25 protein-coding genes are annotated in these 23302 nt (G+C 73.9%); 7 read left to right on the top strand and 18 right to left on the bottom strand.

What is annotated here, in order from left to right; genetic code table 11:
- Positions 1–41: 41 nt before the first annotated feature.
- The 14 genes from ACFWPT_RS10360 to ACFWPT_RS10295 all read right to left on the bottom strand — a co-directional run bounded on the left by ACFWPT_RS10360 (position 42) and on the right by ACFWPT_RS10295 (position 13052).
- Positions 42–671: a peptidase inhibitor family I36 protein gene (locus ACFWPT_RS10360; protein WP_380480958.1), complete on the bottom strand. Its 630-nt coding sequence runs from the start codon at positions 669–671 to the stop codon at positions 42–44.
- A gap of 578 nt (positions 672–1249) precedes the next feature.
- Positions 1250–1723: a hypothetical protein gene (locus ACFWPT_RS10355; protein WP_363377619.1), complete on the bottom strand. Its 474-nt coding sequence runs from the start codon at positions 1721–1723 to the stop codon at positions 1250–1252.
- Positions 1724–1779: 56 nt separating this feature from the next.
- Positions 1780–2712, bottom strand: a complete 933-nt coding sequence (locus ACFWPT_RS10350; RefSeq protein ID WP_380375849.1) for an alpha/beta hydrolase — start codon at positions 2710–2712, stop codon at positions 1780–1782.
- Entirely contained in the window at positions 2709–3449 is a 741-nt protein-coding gene (locus tag ACFWPT_RS10345) for an indole-3-glycerol-phosphate synthase (RefSeq protein WP_380480956.1), read from the bottom strand. The genes ACFWPT_RS10350 and ACFWPT_RS10345 overlap by 4 nt, the downstream gene beginning before the upstream one ends.
- The gene (locus ACFWPT_RS10340) at positions 3446–4171 is read right to left on the bottom strand and encodes an N-(5'-phosphoribosyl)anthranilate isomerase (protein ID WP_380480953.1); all 726 of its coding nucleotides are present in this window, start codon (positions 4169–4171) and stop codon (positions 3446–3448) included. Before ACFWPT_RS10340 ends, ACFWPT_RS10345 begins: the two co-directional genes overlap by 4 nt.
- Entirely contained in the window at positions 4168–5313 is a 1146-nt protein-coding gene (locus ACFWPT_RS10335) for an acyl-CoA dehydrogenase family protein (RefSeq protein ID WP_063352981.1), read from the bottom strand. The genes ACFWPT_RS10340 and ACFWPT_RS10335 overlap by 4 nt, the downstream gene beginning before the upstream one ends.
- Positions 5314–5407: 94 nt before the next feature.
- The gene (locus ACFWPT_RS10330) at positions 5408–5782 is read right to left on the bottom strand and encodes an ectoine synthase (protein ID WP_380375852.1); all 375 of its coding nucleotides are present in this window, start codon (positions 5780–5782) and stop codon (positions 5408–5410) included.
- Entirely contained in the window at positions 5776–6714 is a 939-nt protein-coding gene (gene trpA, locus ACFWPT_RS10325; RefSeq protein ID WP_380480950.1) for a tryptophan synthase subunit alpha, read from the bottom strand. Before trpA ends, ACFWPT_RS10330 begins: the two co-directional genes overlap by 7 nt.
- Complete coding sequence (locus ACFWPT_RS10320) at positions 6707–7738, bottom strand: hypothetical protein (protein ID WP_380480948.1); 1032 nt, start codon at positions 7736–7738, stop codon at positions 6707–6709. The genes trpA and ACFWPT_RS10320 overlap by 8 nt, the downstream gene beginning before the upstream one ends.
- Positions 7739–7741: 3 nt before the next feature.
- A complete protein-coding gene (locus tag ACFWPT_RS10315; protein WP_063352985.1) occupies positions 7742–8014 on the bottom strand; it encodes an acyl carrier protein in 273 nt (90 codons plus the stop codon).
- Positions 8015–8081: 67 nt separating this feature from the next.
- Complete coding sequence (locus ACFWPT_RS10310; RefSeq protein WP_380480944.1) at positions 8082–9629, bottom strand: AMP-binding protein; 1548 nt, start codon at positions 9627–9629, stop codon at positions 8082–8084.
- 7 nt (positions 9630–9636) lie between these two features.
- Positions 9637–10503, bottom strand: coding sequence for a MaoC family dehydratase (locus tag ACFWPT_RS10305; protein WP_380480941.1), 867 nt, complete (start codon positions 10501–10503; stop codon positions 9637–9639).
- Positions 10500–11738 carry a beta-ketoacyl-[acyl-carrier-protein] synthase family protein gene (locus ACFWPT_RS10300; RefSeq protein ID WP_380480938.1) on the bottom strand — a complete coding sequence of 413 codons (1239 nt, stop codon included), beginning with the start codon at positions 11736–11738 and terminating at the stop codon, positions 10500–10502. Before ACFWPT_RS10300 ends, ACFWPT_RS10305 begins: the two co-directional genes overlap by 4 nt.
- A gap of 102 nt (positions 11739–11840) precedes the next feature.
- Complete coding sequence (locus ACFWPT_RS10295) at positions 11841–13052, bottom strand: aminotransferase class I/II-fold pyridoxal phosphate-dependent enzyme (protein ID WP_063352988.1); 1212 nt, start codon at positions 13050–13052, stop codon at positions 11841–11843.
- Between the two features lie 597 nt (positions 13053–13649).
- Here ACFWPT_RS10295 and ACFWPT_RS10290 point away from each other — a divergent pair.
- Both ACFWPT_RS10290 and ACFWPT_RS10285 read left to right on the top strand, forming a co-directional pair.
- On the top strand, positions 13650–14522 hold the full coding sequence (locus ACFWPT_RS10290; RefSeq protein ID WP_063352989.1) for a bacterial transcriptional activator domain-containing protein: 873 nt from the start codon (positions 13650–13652) through the stop codon (positions 14520–14522).
- Between the two features lie 271 nt (positions 14523–14793).
- The gene (locus ACFWPT_RS10285) at positions 14794–15141 is read left to right on the top strand and encodes a helix-turn-helix transcriptional regulator (protein ID WP_063352990.1); all 348 of its coding nucleotides are present in this window, start codon (positions 14794–14796) and stop codon (positions 15139–15141) included.
- Positions 15142–15220: 79 nt separating this feature from the next.
- On the opposite strand, the gene ACFWPT_RS10280 is transcribed toward ACFWPT_RS10285, so the two are convergent.
- A complete protein-coding gene (locus ACFWPT_RS10280; RefSeq protein WP_380480935.1) occupies positions 15221–16216 on the bottom strand; it encodes a zinc-dependent alcohol dehydrogenase family protein in 996 nt (331 codons plus the stop codon).
- A gap of 220 nt (positions 16217–16436) precedes the next feature.
- On the opposite strand from ACFWPT_RS10280, the gene ACFWPT_RS10275 reads away from it, so the two are divergent.
- On the top strand, positions 16437–17444 hold the full coding sequence (locus tag ACFWPT_RS10275; protein ID WP_380480932.1) for a phosphotransferase family protein: 1008 nt from the start codon (positions 16437–16439) through the stop codon (positions 17442–17444).
- Between the two features lie 98 nt (positions 17445–17542).
- Here ACFWPT_RS10275 and ACFWPT_RS10270 read toward each other — a convergent pair whose 3' ends face one another.
- Positions 17543–18676 carry an FAD-dependent oxidoreductase gene (locus ACFWPT_RS10270; RefSeq protein ID WP_380375865.1) on the bottom strand — a complete coding sequence of 378 codons (1134 nt, stop codon included), beginning with the start codon at positions 18674–18676 and terminating at the stop codon, positions 17543–17545.
- A 240-nt stretch (positions 18677–18916) separates the two neighbouring features.
- Between ACFWPT_RS10270 and ACFWPT_RS10265 the strand changes: the two genes are divergently transcribed.
- The 4 genes from ACFWPT_RS10265 (at position 18917) to ACFWPT_RS10250 (ending at position 21434) form a co-directional block, all read left to right on the top strand.
- On the top strand, positions 18917–19672 hold the full coding sequence (locus ACFWPT_RS10265; RefSeq protein WP_380480929.1) for a DUF6879 family protein: 756 nt from the start codon (positions 18917–18919) through the stop codon (positions 19670–19672).
- Positions 19669–20505, top strand: coding sequence for a helix-turn-helix domain-containing protein (locus tag ACFWPT_RS10260; RefSeq protein ID WP_380480926.1), 837 nt, complete (start codon positions 19669–19671; stop codon positions 20503–20505). Before ACFWPT_RS10265 ends, ACFWPT_RS10260 begins: the two co-directional genes overlap by 4 nt.
- Positions 20506–20592: 87 nt before the next feature.
- On the top strand, positions 20593–20817 hold the full coding sequence (locus tag ACFWPT_RS10255; protein WP_380480924.1) for a hypothetical protein: 225 nt from the start codon (positions 20593–20595) through the stop codon (positions 20815–20817).
- Positions 20818–20930: 113 nt separating this feature from the next.
- A complete protein-coding gene (locus ACFWPT_RS10250) occupies positions 20931–21434 on the top strand; it encodes a DUF6879 family protein (RefSeq protein WP_380480921.1) in 504 nt (167 codons plus the stop codon).
- Between the two features lie 72 nt (positions 21435–21506).
- On the opposite strand, the gene ACFWPT_RS10245 is transcribed toward ACFWPT_RS10250, so the two are convergent.
- Together ACFWPT_RS10245 and ACFWPT_RS10240 are read right to left on the bottom strand one after the other, a co-directional pair.
- Positions 21507–22760, bottom strand: coding sequence for an MFS transporter (locus ACFWPT_RS10245; protein ID WP_380480918.1), 1254 nt, complete (start codon positions 22758–22760; stop codon positions 21507–21509).
- A 168-nt stretch (positions 22761–22928) separates the two neighbouring features.
- The gene (locus tag ACFWPT_RS10240; RefSeq protein ID WP_063352995.1) at positions 22929–23240 is read right to left on the bottom strand and encodes a helix-turn-helix transcriptional regulator; all 312 of its coding nucleotides are present in this window, start codon (positions 23238–23240) and stop codon (positions 22929–22931) included.
- Between the last annotated feature and the right edge of the window lie 62 nt (positions 23241–23302).

Here is a 23302-nt window from a genome sequence, read left to right as displayed (position 1 = left end):
GGTGCGTCGGGCAGGTCGGCCCCACGGGCCGGGGTCCGCTGTCAGACCCGGCTGATCTTGGAGACGCTGCCGCTGTTCAAGGACGACCAGCCGCCGGAGGGCACGTCTCCCTTCCAGCCCGCGCCCACGCACGCCCATCCTTCGTAGAGGCCGATCGCCTTGCTGGTGCGGTTCCACACCGTCTTGGCGGAGTCGATCCCGATGGGCGAACAGGAGTCCGCGTAGTCCGCCGTGCTCTTCGATCCGGAGAAGTTGTCGTTCTCCCAGAAACAGACCTTGCCGCTCTCACAGTCGACGACCCGCACCGAATGGGCCCGGGAGACATTGGCATAGTTGTTGGGGCCCAGCAGGGTGAGCGGTTTGCCGGAACAGTCGGTGCTTTCGAAGCCGGCCAGCCCTCCGGATCCGGCGTTGTGAACGGTCTTGGCCTGGGACGTGGTGCCGTCGGCCCAGGTGACGTCGAGAGGGATGCAGGTGCCGTCCGCCGGGGCGGAGACCCGGTGGATCTGCCCCTGTCCGTCGGGCTGATCCCACATGCACACGTCCTCGCCCCAGCACTGCTCGGCGGCGTTCGCGGGCGGGGTGGCGAGCAGTGCCGTTCCGGCGACCGTCACCAGTGCCACCCCGGCCAGACCGGCCCTGCGGGCCGCCCGTGCGAAGCGATTCGTCATGAACCCCAACTCCCTTACCCGGCGCTCTCCGGGGGGAGGGCTGCGTTTGCGCACGCTCCACCCTTCGCGCCACTCGGTGCCACGTGCGTGGCTCTTGGTGAAACCAATACCGGAGGGTGGAATCCGCGCCGGGCGATACCAGGGCATTCACCTGAAAGAGTCCCACCGGATGCCCGTTCGGCCGCAATGGGGATCAGGGAATCGGTGTTGCTGCGAGAAGTCTTGCCGGCCACGGCCGGGGCGGCTGCTGCACAGGTGGTCGCGGTCGCGCCGTCCCGCCTTGCATGAGAAGTCGGCCCCTCCGACTTCTCATGCAGCCGTCCGCTGCGCAGCGGCGCTCGGGTCGGCAGGGACCATTGGCGACCCCGGCGGCAATCGGCAGTGGCGACAGCGCGCAGCGGCTCACGAGCCGGGTTCATTCGATGACGATCCACTGTCTTGCGACGAGACGTCAGGGAGCTGCAGCACCAAGGCAATTCGCGTCGTGCGCCCCAGCGGTGTGCCGATGGGCACGGGCGATGGCGCAGTGGGTCGCGCGGCCGGCGGGGTGGCAGGTGGTCAGTCCGTGGCCTTGGGGCTCACTCGGCGGCCTCGGGCATGGCGGCCGGCCCGAGGTCGCCGTCGGGCTCGCGGGTGATCAGGGCGAGCAGGGCGGGGTCGGCGTGGACCTCGGCGCTGTGGCGCCACTGGGTGAGCAGCAGCGCGATGGGGGCGAGGTTGTCCAGGGCCACCGCGCCGCGGGCGGTGTCCACGAGCTCGCCGAGCAGGGTGTCGATGTCCTCGGCGGGCAGGAACGTGCTCCACGGCAGGGCCTCGGGCAGCGCCTGGCGCAGGGCGGCGGTGTTCCCGGTCCGTACCAGCGCCGCCAGCAGGCGCGAGGTGAAGTCCACGACGGAGGCGTCGCGTTCCATCTGCTCGACGCGCATCAGGGCCAGGTCCCCCGCGTCGCGCCGCCGCAGCCGTAGCGCGCGGACGGCGTCCAGCCGGCGCGCGGTCGCGGCGGGGTGGTGCAGCAGTTCGCTGAAGGGCACGTCCTCGTAGGCCGCAGTCATGACATCCACAGTAGCTCGGATGTCGCCCGCAGGGCGGGTGATCGCCCGTCCTGCGGTCAGCCGGCGGCGGCCAGGGCCGGTTCGGGGGCGGCTGCGGCGGGCTGGGGCCGGGGGCGGGTGAGGCATTCGTCGGTGAAGGCGAGGGCGCGCAGGTGGTAGGGGCGGGCGGCGTGGCCCAGGGAGAGGTTGTGGCCGGCGCGGTGGGCGGTGACGAGGTGGGCCAGGCCCGGGGGGAAGGCGGCGGTGAGGGCGGTGCGGTGGGAGGGCTCCAGGCGCCACCAGGCCTCGTGGTCGGCGAGGGTGAGGCGCACCGGCACGCGTACGCGGGCGGCCAGGGCGCTGTAGCGGGCGGGCCAGGTGGCCAGTTCGCGGGATTCGAGGGCGGGGACGGGGGTGAGCAGGGTGCGGGCGGCGTGGAAGGTGCCGGGCGGGTAGAGGCCGAGGGGGCCCCAGTTGAGGCGGCCGCCGCCGGCGAGGTCGTCGGGGCGTTCCCACGCGCCGGGGGCGTAGTGCTGGGCGAGGCCGGAGATGTCGGCGCCGAGCAGGGGCAGGCGGGGGTCGGCGGGCCAGTGGGCGGCGAGGTGGAGGGCGATCTTGCCGCCGAAGGAGTGGGCGAGGAGCTGGACGCCGGCGCCGACGGGGTGGGCGCGGGCGTAGTCGGTGAGGGCGGCGTGCAGGGTGGCGGCCTGGTCGGCGATGAGCTGGCCGTCGGGCAGGCGGTGGGCGGAGGCGCCGTGGCCGGGGCGGTCCAGGGCCAGGACGGTGTAGCCGAGGTCGGCGGCCAGGGTGAGCAGGCTGGTGTCGGGGTGGGCGGGGCCGGCGAAGTAGGCGGCGCGCATGCCGCGGCCGTGGATGGCGAGGAGGACGGCCTTGGGGGCGCGGTCCTGGGGTTCGGCGACGAGGGCGGAGACGGGGATGCCGCCGGCGTCCAGGACGAGGGAGCGGGTGGCGAGGCGGGGGTTGGGCCGCGGGTTCGGGCGGGGGTTCATACGGCGGCCCCGGCCCGGTCAGCGACCCCGGCACGGGCAGCGGTGGTGGCGCGGGCGGTGTCGAGGTCGGTGAGCCAGCCGGTGAGGTCGCTCTGGCGCATCAGCGTGGTGCCGATGAGCAGTCCCGCGTAGCCGGCGTCCAGGAGGCGGGCGGCGTCGGCGGGTTCGGTGATGGCGGAGGCGGAGACGGGGGCGCGGGTGCCGGTGGCGTGCAGGGCGGGCAGCAGGCGCAGGCTGCGTCCGAGGTCGCCGCGGTCGCGTTCGCGGGTGCGGATGTCCTTGTTGTTGACGGCGATGACGCAGTGTTCGGGCTGGGGCAGGTGGGCGAGTTCGTGTTCGCCGGTGATCTCGACGAACGGGGTCAGGCCCAGGGCGAGGGCGGTGGTGACCAGGCGGTGCAGGGAGGTGGCGGGCAGCAGGGCGGCGGTGAGCAGGACGGCGGAGGCGCCGAGGGCGGCGGCGGCCTCCAGTTGGGCGGGGCGGGTGAGGAAGTCCTTCTGGAGGACGGGCAGGTCGGTGGCGGCGGTGACCTCGCGCAGCAGGCGGGGGGTGCCGCCGAACCAGCGGCCGGTGACCACGGACAGGCAGGGCGCGCCGGCCTGTTCGTAGCGGGTGACGAGGTCGGTGACGGTGCGCGGGCCCAGCAGGTCGGTGCCGTGCGGGTCGCGGAGTTTGACTTCCATGATCAGGGGGCGTCTCGCGGCCAGCAGGGCGTCGAGGAACCGCGGGGCGCTCATATGTGAGCCTCCTTGGGGCGGGGGTGCCAGGCGTGGGCGAGGGCGGTGACGGCTTCGTGGGTGAAGTCGCCGGCCCGGTTGCGGGCGGCGGTGTCGATGTCGGCGCCGGCGTACAGGGGGTGGTCGGTGACGGTGCGGTAGGTGTCGCGGTTGGCGGCGTTCAGGCCGCCGGCGAGGAGGAAGGGGATGGTGAGGCGGGGCAGCAGGGTGTGGACGTCGGCGGGGGCCAGGGGGTGGCCGGTGGAGCCGACGCGGCCGTCGTCGGTGACGGTGTCCAGGAGGAACAGGTCGCAGCCGGCGCGTTCGAAGGCGCCGATGAAGGGGCGTTCCAGGCAGCGGCCGCGGGAGAGGTGGAGGACTTTGACGAGGACGGCGTAGGGCAGGTGGTGGCGCAGTTCGGTGACGAGGGCGGGGTTCTGGTAGGCGTGGAGCTGGATCCAGCGGATGCCGGTGGCGCGGGCGAGGCGGGCGAGTCGGTCGGCGTCGTCGAGGAAGGTGACCAGGACGGGTTCCAGGCCCAGGCGGATGGCGGTGGCGGCGAGGTGGGCGAGGTGTTGTTCGGAGAGTTCGGCGGGGCCGCCGGGCACGCCGTGCCACAGGCCCACCAGGGTGGGGCCGGCTTCGGCGAGGAGGGTGAGGTCGGCGCGGGTGCGGGCCCCGCACACCTTGAGGTGGCGGGGCCGCGCGGGCGGCAGCGGGCGGGGCGGGGCGGGGGCGCTCACTTGCCGAGTCCGAGCATGGCGGCGATGCGGTTGTACTGGATCTCGTTGCTGCCGGAGTAGATGGTGCCGGCGACGGCGTTGCGCACGTCCTTCTCCAGCCCGTATTCGGACATGTAGCCGTTGCCGCCGAAGACCTGGACGGCGGCCAGCGAGGTGGCGAGGTTGGATTCGCTGGTGAGGAGTTTGGCGATCGCCATGTCGACGGTGACGTTCTCGCCGGCCTCCAGGCGCTGGGCCGTGTCGTAGAGCCACTTGCGGGCGGTCTCCAGGCGGATCTTGGTGTCGACGATCTTGTTGGCGACCGACTGGTAGGAGCCGATGGGCTTGCCGAAGGACATGCGGGTCTTGGCGTAGTCGAGGCAGCGGGCCAGGCGGTGCTGCATCTCGCCGGTGTTGACGATGAAGGAGTAGAGGATCTCGCGTTTCATGACGTGGTCCAGGACGAGGAAGCCGCCGCCGACGCGGCCCAGGACCCGGGAGGCGGGCACCTTGACGTCGTCGAGGTAGACCTCGGACAGCGGTGAGGTGCGCAGGCCCATCTTCTTGATGGGGTTTCCGGTGCTGATGCCGGGCATGTCGCGGTCCAGGAGGAACGCGGTGACGCCGAGCGCCCCGCCCTGGGGGTGGGTGCGGGCGTAGACGACGATGACGTCGGCGACGGGGCCGTTGCTGACGAAGGTCTTGGCGCCGTTGAGGACGAAGTGGTCGCCGTCGCGGATCGCGCGGGTGCGCATCTGCATGGCGTCCGAGCCGCCCTCGGACTCGGTGATGGCGTGGGCGCCGATGGCCTCGCCGGAGGCGATGCGCGGCAGGTAGGCCTCTTTGAGGGCGGGTGAGCCGAAGGCCTGGAGGGGGACGCCGGTGGAGGCGAGGGAGGTGGTGACGGAGAAGTTGAGGCCGCCGTCGCGGCAGGTCTGCCCCAGGCCCTCCAGGACGTACATGGTGGTGAGCAGGGACTGGCCCAGCCCGCCGTAGCGTTCCTCGAAGGGCAGGGACAGGATGCCGGTCTTCTGGACGAGGCGCCACTTGTCGTGGGAGAAGGCGGCCTGTTCGTCGCCTTCGATGTGGCCGGCGCTCAGGTCGTCGCCGAAGCGGGCCAGGCCCTCGCGCAGGGCGTGCTGGTCGGCGTTCCAGCGGATCATGGACGTGCCGCCTTCCTCCCGGGCCCGCGTGCGGGGCCCGGGGTGGCAGGCCGGCGCGCGGGGCGCCGGCGCGTGACTCGAAGGGGAGGGTCGCCTAGTAGGCGGAGGAGGAGGAGGCGTCGAGCTGGTGGACCTCGTCGCCGCGCAGGGCCGGGGAGAAGACGCAGACCAGGCGCAGGTCCTCGTGGGGGCTGGCGACCAGGTAGTGGGCGTCGTGCTCGTCGAGGGCGTAGAGGCGGCCGGGGGTGATGGGGTGGGAGGTGCCGTCCATGGCGATGACCTCGCCGGAGCCGGCGATGCAGTAGCACGCCTCCAGGTGGTTGCGGTACTCCAGGCGGGACTTGGTGCCGGCGTTGACGATGGTGTCGGTGAGGCTGTAGCCGAGGTTGTCGCCGGCCACCAGGAAGCGGCGGGACAGGCCGTTGCCCCACTCGACGGTCTGGACGTCGTCAAGGTCGCGGATCAGCATGCTGGTTCTGCCTTTCGTGTCAGCGGGCGGGGGTGGTGGTGCCGGGGGGTGGTGCTCGTGGCGGTGGTGCTGGTGGTGCGCGGTACGGCGGTGGTGCTGGTGGTGCGTCCGGCCGTGGCGGGCTGGGGTGGCCCGGGCGGGCGGAGGTCGTGGAGGAGGGCGCGCAGCGCCTGGGCGGCGTCGCGGCCCTCGGTGAGGGCGGTCTCGATGCGGGCGACGGCGGCGGAGCCGACGATCGCGGCGTCGGCTCCGGCGGCGGCGACCGCGTCCAGGTCGGCGGCGCTTTTGACGCCGAAGCCGATGGCGACCGGGGTGGCGGGGGCGGCGGCGCGCAGGGTGGCGACGGTGGCGGCCAGGGTGTGGTGGCCTGCCGCGGGGGTGGTGCCGGAGCGGCCGTAGTGGGCGACGAGGTAGACGTAGGCGTCGTGGGCGTCGCGGGCGGCGGCGGCGAGGACCTCGGGGGTGGAGGTCGGGTAGCAGGTGGCGACCTGCGGCAGGGCGGCCTCGCGCAGGGCCTGGCGCCAGGCGGGGCGCAGGCGGGGCGGCAGGGCGTGGACGAGCAGGGCGTCGGCGCCGGCCTGGGCGATGGCGCGGGCGCAGGTGGCGGGGTCGGCGGCGCGCAGGCTGTGGCTCCAGTCGGCGAGCAGTGCGATCTTCAGGTTCTTCAACTGGGGCCGCAGGGTGGCGAGTTCGTCCAGGACGGTGTCCAGGGTGGTGCCGGCGGCCAGGGCCCGGTCGGCGGAGCGGCGGATGACGGGGCCGTCGGTGGGCGAGTTGGGGAAGGGGACGGCGAGTTCGAGGACGTCGACGCCTTCCTCCTCCAGCACGAGGGCCAGGTCGGTGAGGCGGGCGGGCGGGTCTCCGGCGTTGAGGAACAGGGCCAGGTGCGGGCGGCCGTCGGCGCGGGCGGCGAAGAACGTGGTGTCAGGCATGGGCGGGGGCCTTGTGGTCGGCGCGCAGGCGGGCGGCCAGGGCGCGGGGGGCGCCGTCGGCCAGGGCGTCCAGGGCGGCGGTGTGGGCGGTGTGCCAGTGGGTGTGGCGGCCCGAGGCGAGGGCGAGGGCGGCGGCGTTGAGGGCGATGGTGTGGGTGGCGGTGGGGCCGGCGCGGCCGGCGAGGGCTTGCAGGAAGTGGCCGGTGAGGTCCTCGGGGTGGGGGGCGAGGTCGGCCAGGGTGCCGTCGGCGGGGGCGATGGAGCCGGCGGGCAGGTGGAGGGTGGTGTCGGGGGTGTGCAGGGTGTTGTCGGCGAAGGGCAGGAGTTCGTCGGCGCCGGCGGTGTTGGTGGCCAGCCACACGGCGCGCCCGGGGGTTTGGGGGGCGAGGTGGCGCAGGGCGGGCAGGTCGGTGGTGGCGCTGGTGCCGGTGAGTTGGGCGGTGACGGGCACGGTGGCGAGCAGCGGGCCGAGGGTGTTGAGGAGGCGTCCGAAGGGTTTGAGGGTGAGTGGGAACAGGAGGCGGGCCAGGCGGGTGAGGGCGGGCGGGTAGACGTGGGGGCCGGCGAAGGCGATGCCGTGGCGGGCGAGGTGGTCGGCGGTGGCGGTGTGGGAGGAGGTGAGGGTGATGCCGAGGCGCTCCAGCAGGTCGATGGAGCCGGCGCTGCTGGTGTAGGCGCGGGAGCCGGTCTTGACGACGGGTACGCCCATGGCGGCGGCGGTCAGGGCGGCGGCGGTGGAGAGGTTGAAGGTGGCCGGGCCGCCGCCGGTGCCGACGATGTTGACGCTGGCGGGGTGGGCGGGGCCGGGGTGGGGGCTGCGTTCGGTCAGGGAGGTGGTGAAGGCGGCGAGGGTGTCGGGGGCGGGCAGGCGGGTGGTGAGGGCGGCCAGCAGGGCCGCGGCCTGGGCCCGGTCGCTGTCGCGGGCCGGGCCCGGGGTGCGCTGCTCCAGCTGGTCCCACCACGAGCGCCAGGTGTCCAGGTCGACGTCGTGCCCGGCGAGCAGGGCGGTGAGGGCCGGGTGCACGGGTCAGCCGCCTGCCACGGCGCTGGCCGGGACGGCGCGGCGCTGGGTGATGAAGGCGTCGATGGCGGTGACGGAGCGGAAGTTGTTGGGGTCGAGGTCGGTGTCGTCGACGGGCAGGGCGAAGTGGTCCTCGACCCAGGCGATGAGCTTGAGGACGCCCAGGCTGTCGATGACGCCGTCGGAGAGCAGGTCGTGGTCGTCGGCGAGTTGCTCGGGGGTGACGTCGGGCAGGAACTCCTCGATGAGGAACCGCTTGATCTGGGCGATGTTGCTCATGGCTCGCAACTCCCTTGGGTGTGTCGGGTTTTGGTGGCGTAATCAGGTGATGGGTCGGGTGGCTTGGTCAGGCGGTGGGCAGGACGGCCTTGCGGTCGACCTTGCCGGTGGCGGTCTTGGGCAGCGGGGTGTCGTGGATGGCCAGGCGTTCGGGCACGGCGGCGCGCGGCAGGTTGCGGGCGAGGTGTTCGCGCAGGGTGAGGCTGTTGAGGGCGGAGCCGGCGGCGCGTTGGACGGCGGCGTGCAGGCGTTTGCCGGTCAGCGGGTCCGGGGCGGCGGCGACGGCGGCCTCGCGGACTTCGGGGTGGGCGAGCAGGACGCGTTCGACCTCGGCGGTGTTGACGGCGACGCCGCGGACCTTGACCTGGAAGTCGGCGCGTCCGGTCAGGTGCAGGCGGCCGTGTTCGTCGCGGACGGCCAGGTCTCCGGTGCGGAACCAGCGCCGTCCGGGCCCGGCGCCTTCGGGCTGGGTGGTGAAGCGGCCGGTGTCGCGGGAGCGGTCCAGGTAGCCGGCGGCCTGGAAGGGGGTGGAGACGTACAGTTCGCCGTGGCCGGGGCCGGTGACGGGGGTGCCGTCGGGGGCGGCGAGCAGGGTGCGCACCCCGGGCAGGGGGGTGCCGATGGGCACCGGCAGGGCGGCGGTGGCGTCCAGGCGGTCCAGGCGGTGCAGGAAGCTGTCGTTGGTCTCGGTGCAGCCGTAGATGTTGTAGAGCGCGGCGCCGGGCAGCAGGGCGGGCAGTGCGGCCAGGGTGCGGGCGTCGATGGCGTCGCCGGTGAACGCGGCGTGCTCGACGCTGTCCAGCACCGCGACGCCTGCCGGCTGGGCGGCGGCGGCCTGGGCGAGGAGGGCGTAGGCGAGGGGGACGGCCTGGAGGACGTGCGGGCGGTGGCGGGTGAGCTGGGCGAGCAGGTGGCGGGCGTTGAGCGCGTGGGCGGGGTCGATGAGCAGGACGGTGCCGCCGGCGGCGAGGGTGGCCCACACGTCGAGCAGGCACAGGTCGAAGTTGAGGGGGGCGTAGTTGGCGACGACGCGGCCGGGCCCGAGGTCGAAGGTGTCGTGGGCCCAGGCGGTGAAGCGGTCGACGGCGGCCTGCGCGAGGGGGACGATCTTGGGCAGGTCGGTGGAGCCGGAGGTGGTGAGCAGGAAGGAGGTGCCGGCGGCGAGGGTGGGCACGGGGGCGGGGCGGGCCAGGGTGGGCAGGGCGGGGGCGTCCTGGCCGAGGGGGGCGAGCAGGTGGCGGGCGCCGGCCTGGGCGAACAGGGCCGCGAGCAGGGCGGGAGCCAGCTGCGGGGAGGGCAGCAGGAAGGGGCGGCGCTCGATCAGGCAGGCCAGGACGAGGGCGATCTGCTCGGGGGACTTGGCGGCGGGCAGGCCCACCGGCTCGCCGGGGGCGAGGTCCAGCGTGTGCAGGCGCAGCCGTTCGCGTTCGGCGGTTTCGGCGAGTTCGCGGTAGGTGACGGCGCGCTCGTGCCACAGGAGGGCGACGGCGTCGGGCCGGGTGCGGGCGTGGGCGGTGAACGCGTCGGGCAGCGACAGCGGCGGCGGGGCCTGCACGGCGGGTGCGGCGGGTGCGGTGGACGCGGCGGGCGCGGCGGGTTCGGCGGGTGTGGTCATCGGGGTCTCACTCCCCCGCCGGGGTGAGGGCGGCCCAGCCGGCCTTGACGGCGGTGCCGGCCTGGGTGGCGACGGTGAAGCGCACCACCGTGCCCCGGTCGTAGGGCTGCAGGGTCAGGCGTAGCGGGGTGCCGGGGGTGGTGGGGGCGGCGAAGCGGGCGCCCAGGGCGGTGAGGCGGGTGGGGTCGCCGTCGGCGTGGCGGTCGGTGATCTCCTCGGTGGCGAGGGCGACCAGGTGCATGCCGTGGGCGATGGCGGCGGGGAATCCGGCGGCGCGGGCGGCGGCGTCGTCGAGGTGCAGGGGGTTGAGGTCGCCGGCGGCGTGGGCGTAGGCGGTGACGTCGGCGGGGGTGAGGGTGTGGGTGAGGGTGAGGGGTTCGGTGTCGGGGGTGGTGCCGGGGTGGGCGGCGGGGCCCAGGGTGCCGAAGGGTTCGATGGTGGTGGCGCCGACGAGCAGGGCGGAGGTGGTCAGGTGGGCCAGGGTGCGGGTGCCGTCGGTGAGGTGGGTGGTGAGGGCCAGGCGGGTGCCGCGGGCTTCGCGGCGGGCGGCGGTGACGGTGACGTCGATGTCGACGTGGGTGCCGGCGGCGAGGGGGTGGTGGGTGTGGATCTCCTGGGCGAGGTGGACCACGCCGGTGAAGCCGGTGTCGCCCGTGGTCAGGGTGGTGACGGTGTGCTGGGCGAGGGTGTGGGCGAGGACGAAGGGGTGGGCGGGGGCGGCGGCGGCGTCCGGGGCGGGGGGCAGGCCGGTGCGGGCGGCGGTGCGGTAGGCGGCCAGGGCGTCGGCGGTCACGGTGGTGCTGGTGCGGGTGCGGTGGGCGGGCCCGGTCGCCGTAGCGGTCGCGGGTGTGGTCGCGGGTGTGGTCGTGGTCATAGCGGGGTCACCACCAGGGTCGAGTTGTGGCCGCCGAAGCCGAACGAGTTGGACAGGGCCGCGCCCGCGCGGATGGGGCGGGCGGTGCCGTGGACGACGTCGAGGTCCAGGCCCTGTTCGGTGTGCTCGTGGTTGGCGGTGGGAGGGGCGAGGCGGCTGTTCATGGCCTGCACGGCGGCGATCAGCTCGACGGCGCCGGCGGCGCCGATGAGGTGGCCGATGGCGCCCTTGGTGGAGGTGACGGGCACGCCGTGCGGGCCGAAGACGGTGCGCAGCGCGGCGGCTTCGGCGCGGTCGTTGTGCACGGTGGAGGTGCCGTGGGCGTTGACGTGGGCGATGTCGGCGGGGGTGAGGCCGGCGTCGGTGAGGGCGGCGCGCATGGCGGCGACGGCGCCGGCGCCGTCGGGGCGGGGGTTGGAGAGGTGGTAGGCGTCGGCGCTGGAGCCGTAGCCGGCGAGGAGGGCGTAGGGGGTGCGGTGGCGGGCGCGGGCGTCGGCGAGGCGTTCGAGGACGAGGAAGCCGGCGCCTTCGCCCATGACGAAGCCGTCGCGGTCGGTGTCGAAGGGGCGGCTGGCGCGGGCGGGGTCGTCGTTGCGCTGGGAGTGGGCGCCGAGGTTGCCGAACGCGGCGAGGGTGACGGGGGTGAGGGTGGCTTCGCAGCCGCCGGCGATGACGATGTCGGCGCGGCCGGTTTCCAGGAGGAGGGCGGCGTGGCCGATGGCGTCGGCGCTGGAGGCGCAGGTGGTGGCGATGGTCAGGGCGGGGCCGGTCCAGGCCAGGCGCATGGCGATCTGGGCGGCGGCGGCGTTGGGCATGGTGACCAGGGGCATCAGGGGGCTGACGCGCAGGGGTCCGGCGGTGGTGAAGAGCGCGGATTCGCGGTCGCTGGTGGTGCGGCCGCCGACCGCGTTGCCGACGACGATGGCGCTGCGGCCGGGGTCGGGTTCGGGGGCGCCGGCGTCCTGGTGGGCGGCGAGGGCGGCGAGGGTGCCGTAGTGGGCGAAGGGGTCGAGGCGGCGGGCGTCCTTGGCGGGGACGGGGCCGTTGTCGGGCAGGTCGGTGACGCGGCAGCCCAGGCGGACCCGGTGGCGGGCCAGGGCGGGGTCGGTGAGGGCGGTGGCGGTGGGGGTGCCGGTGCTGACGGTGTGCCAGAACGCGTCCGGGGTGTGGCCGGCGGGGCTGACGACGCCCAGGCCGGTGACGGCGATGGGGGGCCGGGTGGGGCGGGCTGCCATGGTCTTGTCCTTTCCGGGCGTTGGGGGCCGGCGCGGGCCTTCCCAGGTGGGGCGGGGCCGGGGGCCGGCGGGCCTTCCTGGGTGGGCCGGGGGCCGGCTCGGTCAGATGAGGCCGGTCTGGGCGGCGGCGGTCAGGAAGGCGTCGGCGGCGAAGTCGATGTCGGCGGCGGTGTGGCGGGCGGTGACGGCGATCCGCAGCCGGGCCAGGTCGTTGGGCACGGCGGGGGTGACGACGGGCAGGCCGATGACGCCGGCCTTGCGGCAGGCGGTGGCGTAGTCGTAGGCGGCGTCGTCGGAGCCGGCGATGACGGGCAGGACGGCGGTGGCGGAGTCCATGGTGGAGATGCCGGCGTCGTTGAGGCGCCGGCGCAGGCGCTCGGCCTGGACCTGGATGTGGGTGACGCGTTCGGGTTCGCGGCGCAGGATCCGCAGGGACTCCAGGGCGGCGCCGGTCTGGGCGGGGCCGAGGGCGGCGGAGAACAGGAACGGGCGGGCGGCGTAGCGCAGGTGGCCGATCAGTTCGTGGCTGCCGGCGACCCAGCCGCCCATGGAGGGGATGGCCTTGGAGAGGGTGCCGAGTTTGATGTCGACGCGGTGGCGGTAGCCGAAGTGCTCCTCGATGCCGCCGCCGGTTTCTCCGATGACGCCCAGGGCGTGGGCCTCGTCGACCATCAGGAGGGCGTCGTGGGCGTCGCAGACCGCGCGCAGTTCGGGCAGCGGGGCGATGTCGCCGTCCATGGAGTAGACGCTGTCGACGATGACCAGGCGCACGCCGGTCGGGGAGGCGGCCTTGAGGCGGCGTTCCAGGTGGTCGACGTCGTTGTGGCGGAAGCGGGTGACGGTGGCGCCGGAGAGGCGGCAGCCGTCGACGATGCTGGCGTGGTCGTACTTGTCGATCAGGACGGTGTCGCCCTGGCCGACCAGGGCGCCGACGGTGCCGACGTTGGCGGCGTAGCCGGAGCCGAAGACCTGGGCGCGTTCGCGGCGGGCGAAGCGGGCGACCTCGGCTTCCAGTTCCTCGTGCAGCGGGATGGTGCCGGCCAGGGCGCGCACGCCGTGGTTGCCGGTGCCGTAGACGTCGACGGCGGCCTTGGCGGCGGCCACCACGCGTTCGTCTCCGGCCAGGCCCAGGTAGCTGTAGCCGGACATCATGAGCAGGCGCTCGCCGTCCAGGTCGCAGTAGGCGCTGTCGCGTTCCATGGTGTAGGCGACGAAGCTGTTGCGGCGTGAGGGGTCGGACTCCAGCGCGGCCACGCGGTCCAGGGTGGCGGCGAGCTTCGGCTCCAGGCGGTCCCATGCTCCGGTGGCGTTCACGTGCGGGTCTCCTTCTCGGCGGGGCGCGGCGGGCGCGCGGCGGTTTTGCCGTGCGGTTTGCCGTCGGTTTGCCGCCGGTTGTCCGTCGGCTGTTCGGCGGTTCGTCGTCGGCTTGTTCCGGATTGTTTTCGGTATTTCCCGGCGCGGGGGCGGGTGGTGGTGCTGGGGTTTCCTCCCGGGATAGTCCCGGGGCTTTTACGGGTGGTGCCCGGCGCAGGGGGTGGGTGGTGTTTCTCGAAGCCTTCACGCGGGGTGCTCAAGGATGACTACATTTCTACGGCAGGATGCGCAAGGCGTCCGCAATAGCCGTGTTCTCGGCCTGCGGTAACGCTCTGACGTGCAGAAACCCTGCGTCCACGACGCATGGACCGGCCGGTGGGTATGTTTTGTCGACCAGTGTTGACACCGTGTGATGCGCCGAATGTATGGTCGAAATCCGCCGAAACCGAACGGCTGGTAGGCGGAATTTCCGGTCCAGGTTTCCCACGCCGTCGGCCCGGCGTCACGGGCCGTCGGCTCCGCTTTGGCTCAAGGGGGTTGGAGCACGTTGAACGGCTTCCGGGAAGACAGTCCGTCCGGCAGATCGGGGGAATTCTCATGCTGATCCGCCTGACAGGACTTGTGACGATCGAGCACGACCGCGGCGCCCCGCAGCACCTGTCCAGCGCCCAGGCCCAGGTGGCGTTCGCCCGCCTGGTCCTGGAACGCTCCGCCGGCACCAGCCGCGACCAGCTGGCCGACACCATCTGGCCCGACGGCCTGCCCGACACCTGGGCCTCCGCGCTGCGCAGCGTGGTCTCGCGGGTGCGGGCCTTCGTCGCCTCCCCCGGCCAGGGCCCGGGCGCCACCCCGCTGATCGCCCAGGGCGGGCGCTACGTCCTGCGGCTGCCCGCGGACGCGGCGGTGGACCTGGAGGCCGCCGCCAGCGCGGTCGGGGAGGCCGGGGAGGCGTACGCGGCCCGCTCCTACGCGGTGGCGCAGCAGCTGGCCGCGGGGGCGATCGCCAACCTGCGCGGTGCGTTCCTGCCCGACCACGAGGGCGAGTGGGCGGGCGGGGTGCGCGAGCACGTGGAGGAGCTGCGGATGTCCGCGCTGGAGACGGCGAGCCTGTCGGCCTCGGCGCTGGGCGAGGAGCACCACGCGCTGCGCTGGGCCGACGAGGCGGTGCGCCGCGCCCCGTTCCGCGAGAGCGCCTACCGCTGCCGGATGGAGGCGCTGGCCGCGGCCGGCAACCGGGCCGAGGCGCTGCGCTGTTACCAGCAGCTGCGCCGGGTGCTGGCGGAGGAGCTGGGCATCGACCCGGCCGCCGAGACCCAGGAGCTCTACCTGGCGCTGCTGCGCTCCCCCGCTCCCGTCGCGCCCGCTCCGGCGGTGGTGCGGCCGGTGGACCCGGTGCTGATGGGGATCTTCGAGCCGCTGGCCCTGGCCCGGCTGGCGCGCCCGGCCGGGCCGCCGGTGCGCGCGGCCTGACGGGACCGGCGGTGCGCGCGGCCTGACGGCCTGTCGTCGTGGCGGGCGGCCCCCGACGCTGAGGGGGCCGCCCGCCCGCGTGCGCGCACGGGGGCGGGCGGGGGCGCGGGGGTCGCGGGCGCGCCGGGGCGGGCGCGCGCGTGTTGCGGAGGTGTTGCGGTGGGCGTGGCGCACGGCGCGCTCGTAGTAGCGTCGAGGCGCGAAGTCGCGCACGCCGCGCGGCTTTTACCGAACCGAGACGGGGGTCGAGCGTTGGGAAGGGGTGGTGGGTGTGGGACGGGCACGCGTGGCGGCGCGGGTGATCGTGCACCCTGGTGTGGAGGACCTCAGGGTCCAGCAGGTGTTGGAGGCACTCGCGGACCCTGCCCGCAGATCGGTGGTGCGCCGGCTGGCCCACGCGGGCGCCGCGCTGAGCTGCGGCTCCTTTGATCTTCCGGTCTCCCGTTCCACCTCGACGCACCACTTCAACGTGCTGCGCCAGGCCGGACTGCTGCACCAGTACTACGTCGGCACCACCAAGATGAACTCGCTGCGCGCCGAGGAGTTGGAGGGCCGTTTCCCGGGCCTGCTGTCGGCGGTGGTCGCCGCCGCCGATGCCGAGGCCCGCACGGCGCCCTGAGCGGGCCCGCCCGTCCCACGGCCGGCGGCCGTGGGACGGGCCGGTTCTGGAAGGCTCGGCCCTGGTGGGGTCAGTGGGGTCAGTTCTGGACGGTGAGGACGATCTTGCCGACCTGGGTGCCGGCCTCCAGGTAGCGGTGGGCCTCGGCGATCCGGTCGAGGCCCTCGAAGACCCGGTCGACGGCGGGGGTGAAAGAGCCGTCCGCGAGCCCGGCGGCGACGAAGGCCTGCGCGCGGCGCAGCCGTTCGTCGTCGCGGGTGATGTCGTGCATGGAGTAGAAGCGGCTGGTGACGGGGGCGAAGGTGTCCTGGCCGGGCAGGGGGGTGTCGCGGGGGTCGAGGCGGCCGTAGACGATCAGGCGTCCGCCGGCGGCGATGGTGCGGGCGAGGGTGAGGACGCCGGGGCCGGCGACGGGGTCGAAGACGGTGCGCACGCCGGCGCCGGCGGTGATGGCGTCCACCCGGGCCACCAGGTCCTCCTCGCCGGTGATGATCACGTCGGCGGCGCCGGCGTCCAGGAGTTGCTGCTTCTTGGCACGGGTGCGGGTGGTGGCGATGGGGACGGCGCCCAGGCGGCGGGCGGTGCGGATGGCGGCCAGGCCGGTGCCGGAGGCGGCGGCGGTGAGCAGGGCGTGGTCGCCGGGGCGCAGGTGGCCGTCCTCGGCGAGGGCGCCGTAGGCGGTCAGGTAGGGCATCCACACGGCCGTGCCCTGGACGTCGGTGAGGCCGGCCGGGTGGTGGACGACGGCGCGGGCGGGCACGAGGGCGTGGGTGCGGTAGACGCCGTAGTCGTTCTGGGAGAAGGCGGGGACGGTGTCGACCCGGTCGCCGGCGGCGAAGCCGGTGACGCCTTCGCCGAGGGCTTCCACGGTGCCGGCGGCCTCGTAGCCGGGGGTGGCGGGCAGTTTGGGCTCGTCGAGGTAGGTGCCGGCGCGGAAGAGGGCCTCGGCGCGGTTGAGGCCGATCGCGCTGACGCGGATGAGCAGTTCGCCGGGGCCGGGCACGGGGACGGCGGCGGCTCGTACGGTCAGGACCTCCGGTCCTCCGGTGCGGTCGAAGACGACGGTCCTGGACATGGCGTAACTCCCCTGCTGCGGCGGGCCGGTGGCGGTGCGGCGTGCGGTGCGGCCACTTACGTAACCCGGTGCGCGGGAAACTGTCAAACTTCGACTGGTCTCGGAATAGTGGGCGGTCGGCGGGCGTTGACGGTGAGTTGACCCTGCGTCAGGCCATGACTGCGGGAGCGGGGGGAACCCGGCGTCGCGGCGGGCGGGCGGTGTTCGTATCCTTCGGCGGATGAACGCCTTCGCGCCGCCGCACGAACCCCCGCACGAACCGTACGGGTCCTCGGGCCGGGACTGGGCCGCCACGCTGCGATGGGTGGAGCAGGGCCTCCCCCCGGGCCACCGGGTGCGCTCGGTGACGGGCCTGCGCGGCGGCTGGACGTCGCGGATGCGGCGCCTGGACGTCGGCCCGGAGGCAGGCCCGGTCCCGGGCGGGTACGCGCTGGTGCTGCGTTCGTTCGTCAAGCCGTTCTACCTGCGCCACGCGCCCGCCCTGCTGACCCGTGAGGCCGGCGTGCTGCGGCTGCTCGCGGACGGCGGCGTGCCGGCGGCGCGGCTGCACGCCCTGGACGCGGCGGGCGAGTTCTGCGACCACCCGTCGCTGGTGATGTCGCTGCTGCCGGGCGGCGTGCGGGTGGCGCAGGACGGCGACGTGGAGCGCCGCGCGGACCTGCTGGCCGGTCAGCTGGCCGCCGTGCACGCCCTCGCGGTGGCGCCGGGCGAGCGACCCCGCGCCTTCGAGGCGTGGACGGCCCCGGATCGGGTGCAGGTGCCCGGGGCCACGGCGCGTCCCGGGGTGTGGCGGCGGGCGGTGGACGTGATCCGCCGCGAGGCGCCCGCGTACCGGCCGTGCTTCCTGCACCGCGACTTCCACCCCGGCAACGTGCTGTTCACCGGGCAGGGCGCCGCGCTGGCCGTCAGCGGGGTCGTGGACTGGGTGGAGACCTCCTGGGGCCCGGCCGACCTGGACATGGCCCACTGCTCCACCGCCCTGGCCCTGCTGCACGGCGTGGACACCGGCCTGGACTTCGCCGCCCGCTACCTGGCGGCCGGCGGCACGCTGGAGGCCGACCCGGGCGCGCACCTGTACTGGCGGCTGCTGGACGCGCTGGCGTTCGCCCCGGACGCGGAGAAGGTCGCCGTGCCGTGGCGGGAGCTGGGGCGCGGCGACCTGACGCCGGCCCTGCTGGGCCGGCGTCTGGAGGACTACCTGGAGGCGCTGCTCGACCGGTACGCCTGAGCGCCGCCCTGCGCCCGTTTGCCGGTGGGTGGTTCAGGAGGCCGGTTCAGGCGGGCGGTTCAGGCGGGCGGTTCAGGAGGCCGGTTCAGGAGGCCGGTTCAGGAGGCCGGTTCGCCGTCGAGGAAGGCGGCGATCAGGGCGCGGGGGGTGTCGTCGCCGTTGAGGAGTTCGTGCATGTGCACGCCCTCGGAGGCGGCCTCGGCGCTGCGGGGGAACATGGTCCGCTCGTACGCGGCGAGGGCGGCCTCGGTGTCGCCGGGGTGCGCGGCCAGGGCCTGGCCGAGTTCGGCGCCGTCGAGCATGGCGAGGTTGGCGCCCTCGCCGTTGGGGGCGGTGAGGTGGGCGGCGTCGCCCAGCAGGGTCACCCCCGGCACCCGGTCCCAGCGGTGGGCGATCGGCAGGGTGTAGTGGGGGCGCAGGACCGGGGCGGTGTCGCCGTCGGTGATCAGCGCGGTGAGTTCCGGTGCCCAGCCGTCGAACTGTGCCGCGATGCGGGCGCGTGCCGCGGCGGGGTCGGTGAAGTCGACGGCGGCGAACCAGTCCTGCGTCCTGGTGAGCATCACGTAGGTGTGCAGGGTGTCGCCGCTCTCCCGGTGGGCGAAGATCTCCGCGCCCGGCGAGGGCGCCATCATCGACCCGCCGCCGACCGCCTTCGCGGCGGCGAGGTGGCGGGTGTCGGCGTCGAACAGGTAGGTCTCGACGGACGACGTGCCGGTGTACTCGGGGGTGGCGGCGGACAGCAGCGGCCGCACCCGTGACCACGCGCCGTCCGCGCCGACCAGCAGGCCCGTGACGGCGGTGGCGCCGTCGGCGAACGCCACCTCGTGGCGGCCGGCGCCCAGGGCGCGGACGCCGGCGGCCTTGCGGCCCCACCGGACGGTGCCGGCCGGGAGCGAGTCGAGCAGCATCTGCCGCAGTTCGGCGCGCTGCACCTCGGGGCGCCCGCCCGTGCCGTCGTCGGCCTTGTCGAGCAGGACGCTCCCGTCACGGTCGAGGATCCGCATCGCCTGGCGGCCCTCCAGCACGAGGGCCTCGAACTCCTCCATCAGGCCGGCCGCCCGGACGGCGAGCTGCCCGTTGTAGTCGTGGATGTCGAGCATCCCGCCCTGCGCACGCGCCGCCGGCGAGGCCTCCGCCTCGTAGACCGTGGACGCGATGCCGTGCAGGTGCAGGACCCGGGCCAGGGTCAGCCCGCCGAGTCCGGCGCCGATGATCGTGATGTCGGTGGTCATGGTGGTTCCCTGCCTGTCGCACGCCTGCCGGATGGGCACCCGGCCTGTCCCCGGAAAGCTCCCAGGGCCCACCGGCACGCCACTGACAGGCCACCGGCACCCGGCTCACACCCCCGGCATCCGGCCGTCACCACGCCCGCGTTGGACCGTCATGAGAATCATCGAGAATCACGCCTTCCGGAGCGCCGGTTGAGGCCGATCATGGGAGGACTTTCCTGTCCGCCGTCGAGAGGAACAGCTATGGCAAGGCGGCTGCGCGTCATCGGCAGCACCTCGGGTGTCGGCGACTGCCCGACGCTGTACGAGGACGTGGACACCGGCGAGGTGGTCGTGCAGGGGTATGCCGTGACGGACCCCGAGGACGTGGCGCAACTCATGCACGTGAAGGACGATGAGGGCTTCGTAGTCGTGCCCCGCGAACTGCTGGTGCGGTTCGCGCCGAAGGAGTCAACGCCGGTGCCGGAGTTCGTACCGCAGCAGCGGATCACCGAGTTCATCAACGACGGGTTCGAGCACACCGCGTGGCGGTTGGAGACAAGGGCGGGATACCTCTCCGACAAGCTGACGCCCTCCTACGCCGAGTTCCTTCGGACGGGGGACAGCGCCGGGGAGGTCGGGCACCCCTGGTTCGAGAACGTGCGCCGCATGATCGGCAAGGGCAAGAGGTTCGAGCGGGTGCGCCTGGTGGACGATCCGCCGACCGAGGGGCAGCGGTACCTGCTGGCGTGTGCCCGGACCAACGTGGCGGCCGGTGAGGACATCCGGTGCATGTGGCGTTCGGAGGCCGAGGCGGCCGGGCTGGCCGGGCTGTCGGACTTCTGGCTCTTCGACTCCCGCACGGTCGCGCGCTTCCACTTCGAGGGGGAGCGCACCGTGGGAATGGAGTTGGTCACCGACCCGCTGGAAGTCCTCCGTGCCTGCCAGACGCGTGATGCCGCCTGGCACCACGCCAGGCCCTACGCGCAGTTCCGGGCTCAGGTACCTTCCGACATGTGAGCACCGACTATCAGCAGGCGCGGTCTGCTCTTGGTGCCCGGATGCGTGAACTCCGCACCGAGTGCGGGTTGTCCGGACGCGCCTTGGCCGTGCGGCTGGGCTGGCCCCAGTCCAAGGTCAGCAAGTTGGAGAACGGCAGGCAGTCTCCCACCAGGGCCGACGTGGTCGCCTGGGCCGAGGCCGTCGGCCGGCCCGACGCCGGCGCCGAACTGGTGGGCCGGCTGCGGACGGTGGAGACCCAGTACCGGTCGTGGCGGCGCCAGCTCGCCGGCGGTGTCCGGCCGGTGCAGGAGGCGCACGCCGCGCAGGGGAAGCGGACCGGCGACCGGCGGTCATTCGACCCGACCCTGGTTCCCGGCCTGCTCCAGACCGCCGAGTACGCGCGAGCGGTCCTCACCCGGTACACCAGGGTCCATCCGTCGATCCGCGACGTCGAGGCCGCGACAGTAGCCCGCATGGAGCGTCAGAGGGTTCTCAACGACCGGTCGCGGTCGTTCCACTTCCTGGTGTGGGAAGGCGCCCTCGTCTCCCGGCTCTGCCCGCCGGCCGTACTGGCGGACCAGCTGGAGTCCCTGGCCCCCTGGCTTGCTCGTGGGAACGTCCGGCTCGGGATCGTGCCGTTCGATGCCGATCTCAGAGTGCCCGCGGGAGTCGGATTCTCCATCCACGACGGCGCGTTGGTCATCACCGAGTCCTGGCACGCGGAGATGTGGTTGGACGATCCGGCGGACGTCGCGCTTCACATCCGGGCGTGGGAGGCCCTGGCGCAGAGCGCCGTCTACGGCCCGTCAGCCCATCGGGTGATTGTCCGGGCGCGCCGGTCGCTGCTGTGAGAATCACCGGGAATCACCTCCGCCCGGCTCCGGCCGCCGCCCCTACCTTCGTGGTGACGGAAACCCCACCGGTCAAGGGAGTGGCACATGTCGGGTCTTGAGCCGACTGGACAGTCGGAACGGGTGAGCGCCGGGGAGTCGGCGGCGAACGATCTGAGGGAAGCGCTACGCGCTGCCGGGATCTCCACCCTCGTCCGTGGCGGCCCGGACGTGTTCACGGATTCCAGCTTCTCCTGGGTGGCCCTGGGACACCTCAAGGAGGCCGAGGCCGCCGTGCTCGCCACCCTGATCCGCAAAGCCCTGGGCACGTGAGCGCGGCACTGCAAGGGGCCCCCGACCGCCGGGAGGCGAAGCCGCCCCGCCGGACCCCGACGAGCGGTTCGGCCGTCCGAGCTGTCCCCGGAGGAACGCAGGCGCCGTCGAGCGTGCCCGACTTCGCCGAGCTGCTCGGGCGGTGCCGGCGGTCCGCCGTCCATCTGGAGCTGCGGGACTCCTACGCCCCGACGGAGCGGTTCGAGGCGTGGCGGCGCGGCGAGCGGATCGACTGGGAGGACCGCGGGTCCTGGTGGCATCCCTATGACCAGTTGATCACGGACACGGTGGCCCGGGGTGTGGCCGTGCGCCGGGCCCGGGTCGTCTCCGAGCCCGTGTCCGCGTACATCCGGTGGGAGCACTACGTCACCCACGCCAACGTCACGGCGGGCGAGGAGGTCCGCTGGCTGCCCCGGCGACGGGCCACGGGCATCCCCCTGCCGGGCAACGACTTCTGGCTGTTCGACGGCGCGCTGCTTCGGGTGCACCACTTCTCCGGCGACGGCGCGGTGGTCGAGGACGAGATCACCGAGGACCCGCAGACCGTCAAGCTGTGCGCCACCGCGTTCGAAGCGGTCTGGGAGCGAGCGGTCCCGCACCACCTGTACGGAATCTGACGAAGGCCGGCTCCATGCCCGCGCACCCCTCTGCGAGCGTCCAGCAGGCCCGCGAAGCCCTGGCCGGCCGGCTCAGACGGTGGCGGGCGGTGCGTCCTGCGCCTGCGGCGCCGGGGCGGTGGGGGCGGCGGGGGCGCCGGGGCCCAGGCGGCGGCGGAGCAGGACGGCGGCCAGGGCGGCGAGGGCGAAGCCCGCTCCGGCCCAGGGCAGGTGGCGGGCGCCGGCGGTGGAGACGACGAGGCCGCCCACCGCGCTGCCGGCGGTGATGCCCAGGTTGGAGAAGGAGATGAACAGGCTGTTGCCGAACTCGGGTGCGTCCTGGGCGTCGCGGGCCAGCCAGCTCTGGCTGACGACGAGTCCGCCGGAGTGCACCGCGCCCCAGAGCAGGACGCCGGCGGTCATCGGCGCGGGCCAGGGGCCGATCGCGTAGAGCAGGGCGTAGAGGAGGACGTAGAGGGCGGGGAAGGCGGTGACGGTGCGCAGCAGGTCGCGTTCCAGGAGGCGGCCGAAGAGGAGGTTGCCGAGGACCATGACGATCCCGAAGGCCATCAGCGCGGCGCCCACCAGGGAGGCGCTCAGGCCGGTGACGCGTTCCAGGTATTCGGCGAAGTAGCCGTAGACGGAGAACATCGCGGCGAACACGCACACGACGGCCAGGATCGACAGCCACAGCCGGCCCCGGCGCAGGATGGCCAGCTGGCCCCGGTAGGAGGGGCGCCGGCCGGCGGGCGCTGCGGGGGTGGTGGGGGTGGTGGGGGTGGTGGGCGCTGCGGGGGTGGCGGGCAGGAGGAGCAGGACGCCCAGGCAGGCCAGCAGGTTGACGCCGGCGCCGAACCAGAACGCGGCGGCCAGGCCCGCGTGTTCGGCGAGGTAGGAGGTGAGCGGCACGCCGAAGGCGAAGCCGAGGGTGACGCCGGCGAAGACGGTGGTGGCCGCCCGGGTGGCGCGGTGTGCGGGGACCAGGTTGGCGGCGGTGGTGAGGGCGACGGCGAAGAAGACGGGGTGGAAGAGCGCGGGCAGGATCCGGAAGGCGAACATCACGGCGAAGTCGTCGGTGAGCGCGTACACGGCGTTGGAGAGCGCGAAGACGGCCAGGGCGCCCGCCAGGACGGCCTTGCGGCGCAGGCCGGAGGCCAGCAGGGTGCCGAACGGCCCGGTGGCGGCGACCACGAGGGCGAAGACGCCCACCAGCCAGCCGGCGGCGGAGGGTGTGACGCCGAGGTCCTCGGAGATGCGGGGCAGGACGCCGACGACGCCCATCTCGGTGGTGATGATCCCGAACACTCCCAGGGAGAGCGTCAGGACGGCGGGGCCGGTCTTTGCCATGTGCTGCCTCCGTCCGCCCGGTGCGCGGGGTGTGCGGGCGCACGGCACCCGCCCCCCACGCACAGGGCTACAAATCTAGATAGTTAGATGGAATGGGGCGAAAAGGAAGGGCGCAACCCGGGCCGCCCCGGCGGGGGCGGTGGGGTGCGCCCCTGAGGGGGCGGAGCGTCAGAGTTCGTCGCGGGCGTAGGCGGCGAACGCGGCGATCGTCTCCTCGTCGCGGCGGTAGAAGGTCCACTTGCCGACGCGTTCGGACACCAGCAGTCCGGCGTCGCGCAGGATCTGCAGGTAGCCGGAGACCACGGACTGGGCGAGCCCGGACTTCTCCCGGATGTCCGTCACGCACACGCCGATGTGAAAGCCCACGCCGCGTTCGCGGTAGTAGTCCTCGTCGAAGTAGCGCTCGGGCGTCTTGAGCCAGCGCAGGAAGTCCGCCCGCGCCGGATTGGCGAGCGCCTTGTGAACGGCCAGCGGATCCACCGCGCACTCCCTTCGCCCGACCCTCGACCAGATGACGCATCCAATATTCTAGATGTGAAGAA

Origin of the sequence: Kitasatospora sp. NPDC058478 (genome assembly GCF_042720345.1) — a bacterium.
Taxonomy (GTDB): domain Bacteria; phylum Actinomycetota; class Actinomycetes; order Streptomycetales; family Streptomycetaceae; genus Kitasatospora.
The sequence above is the reverse complement of the archived record's forward strand: the minus strand, read 5'-3'. Positions and strand labels throughout refer to the sequence as shown.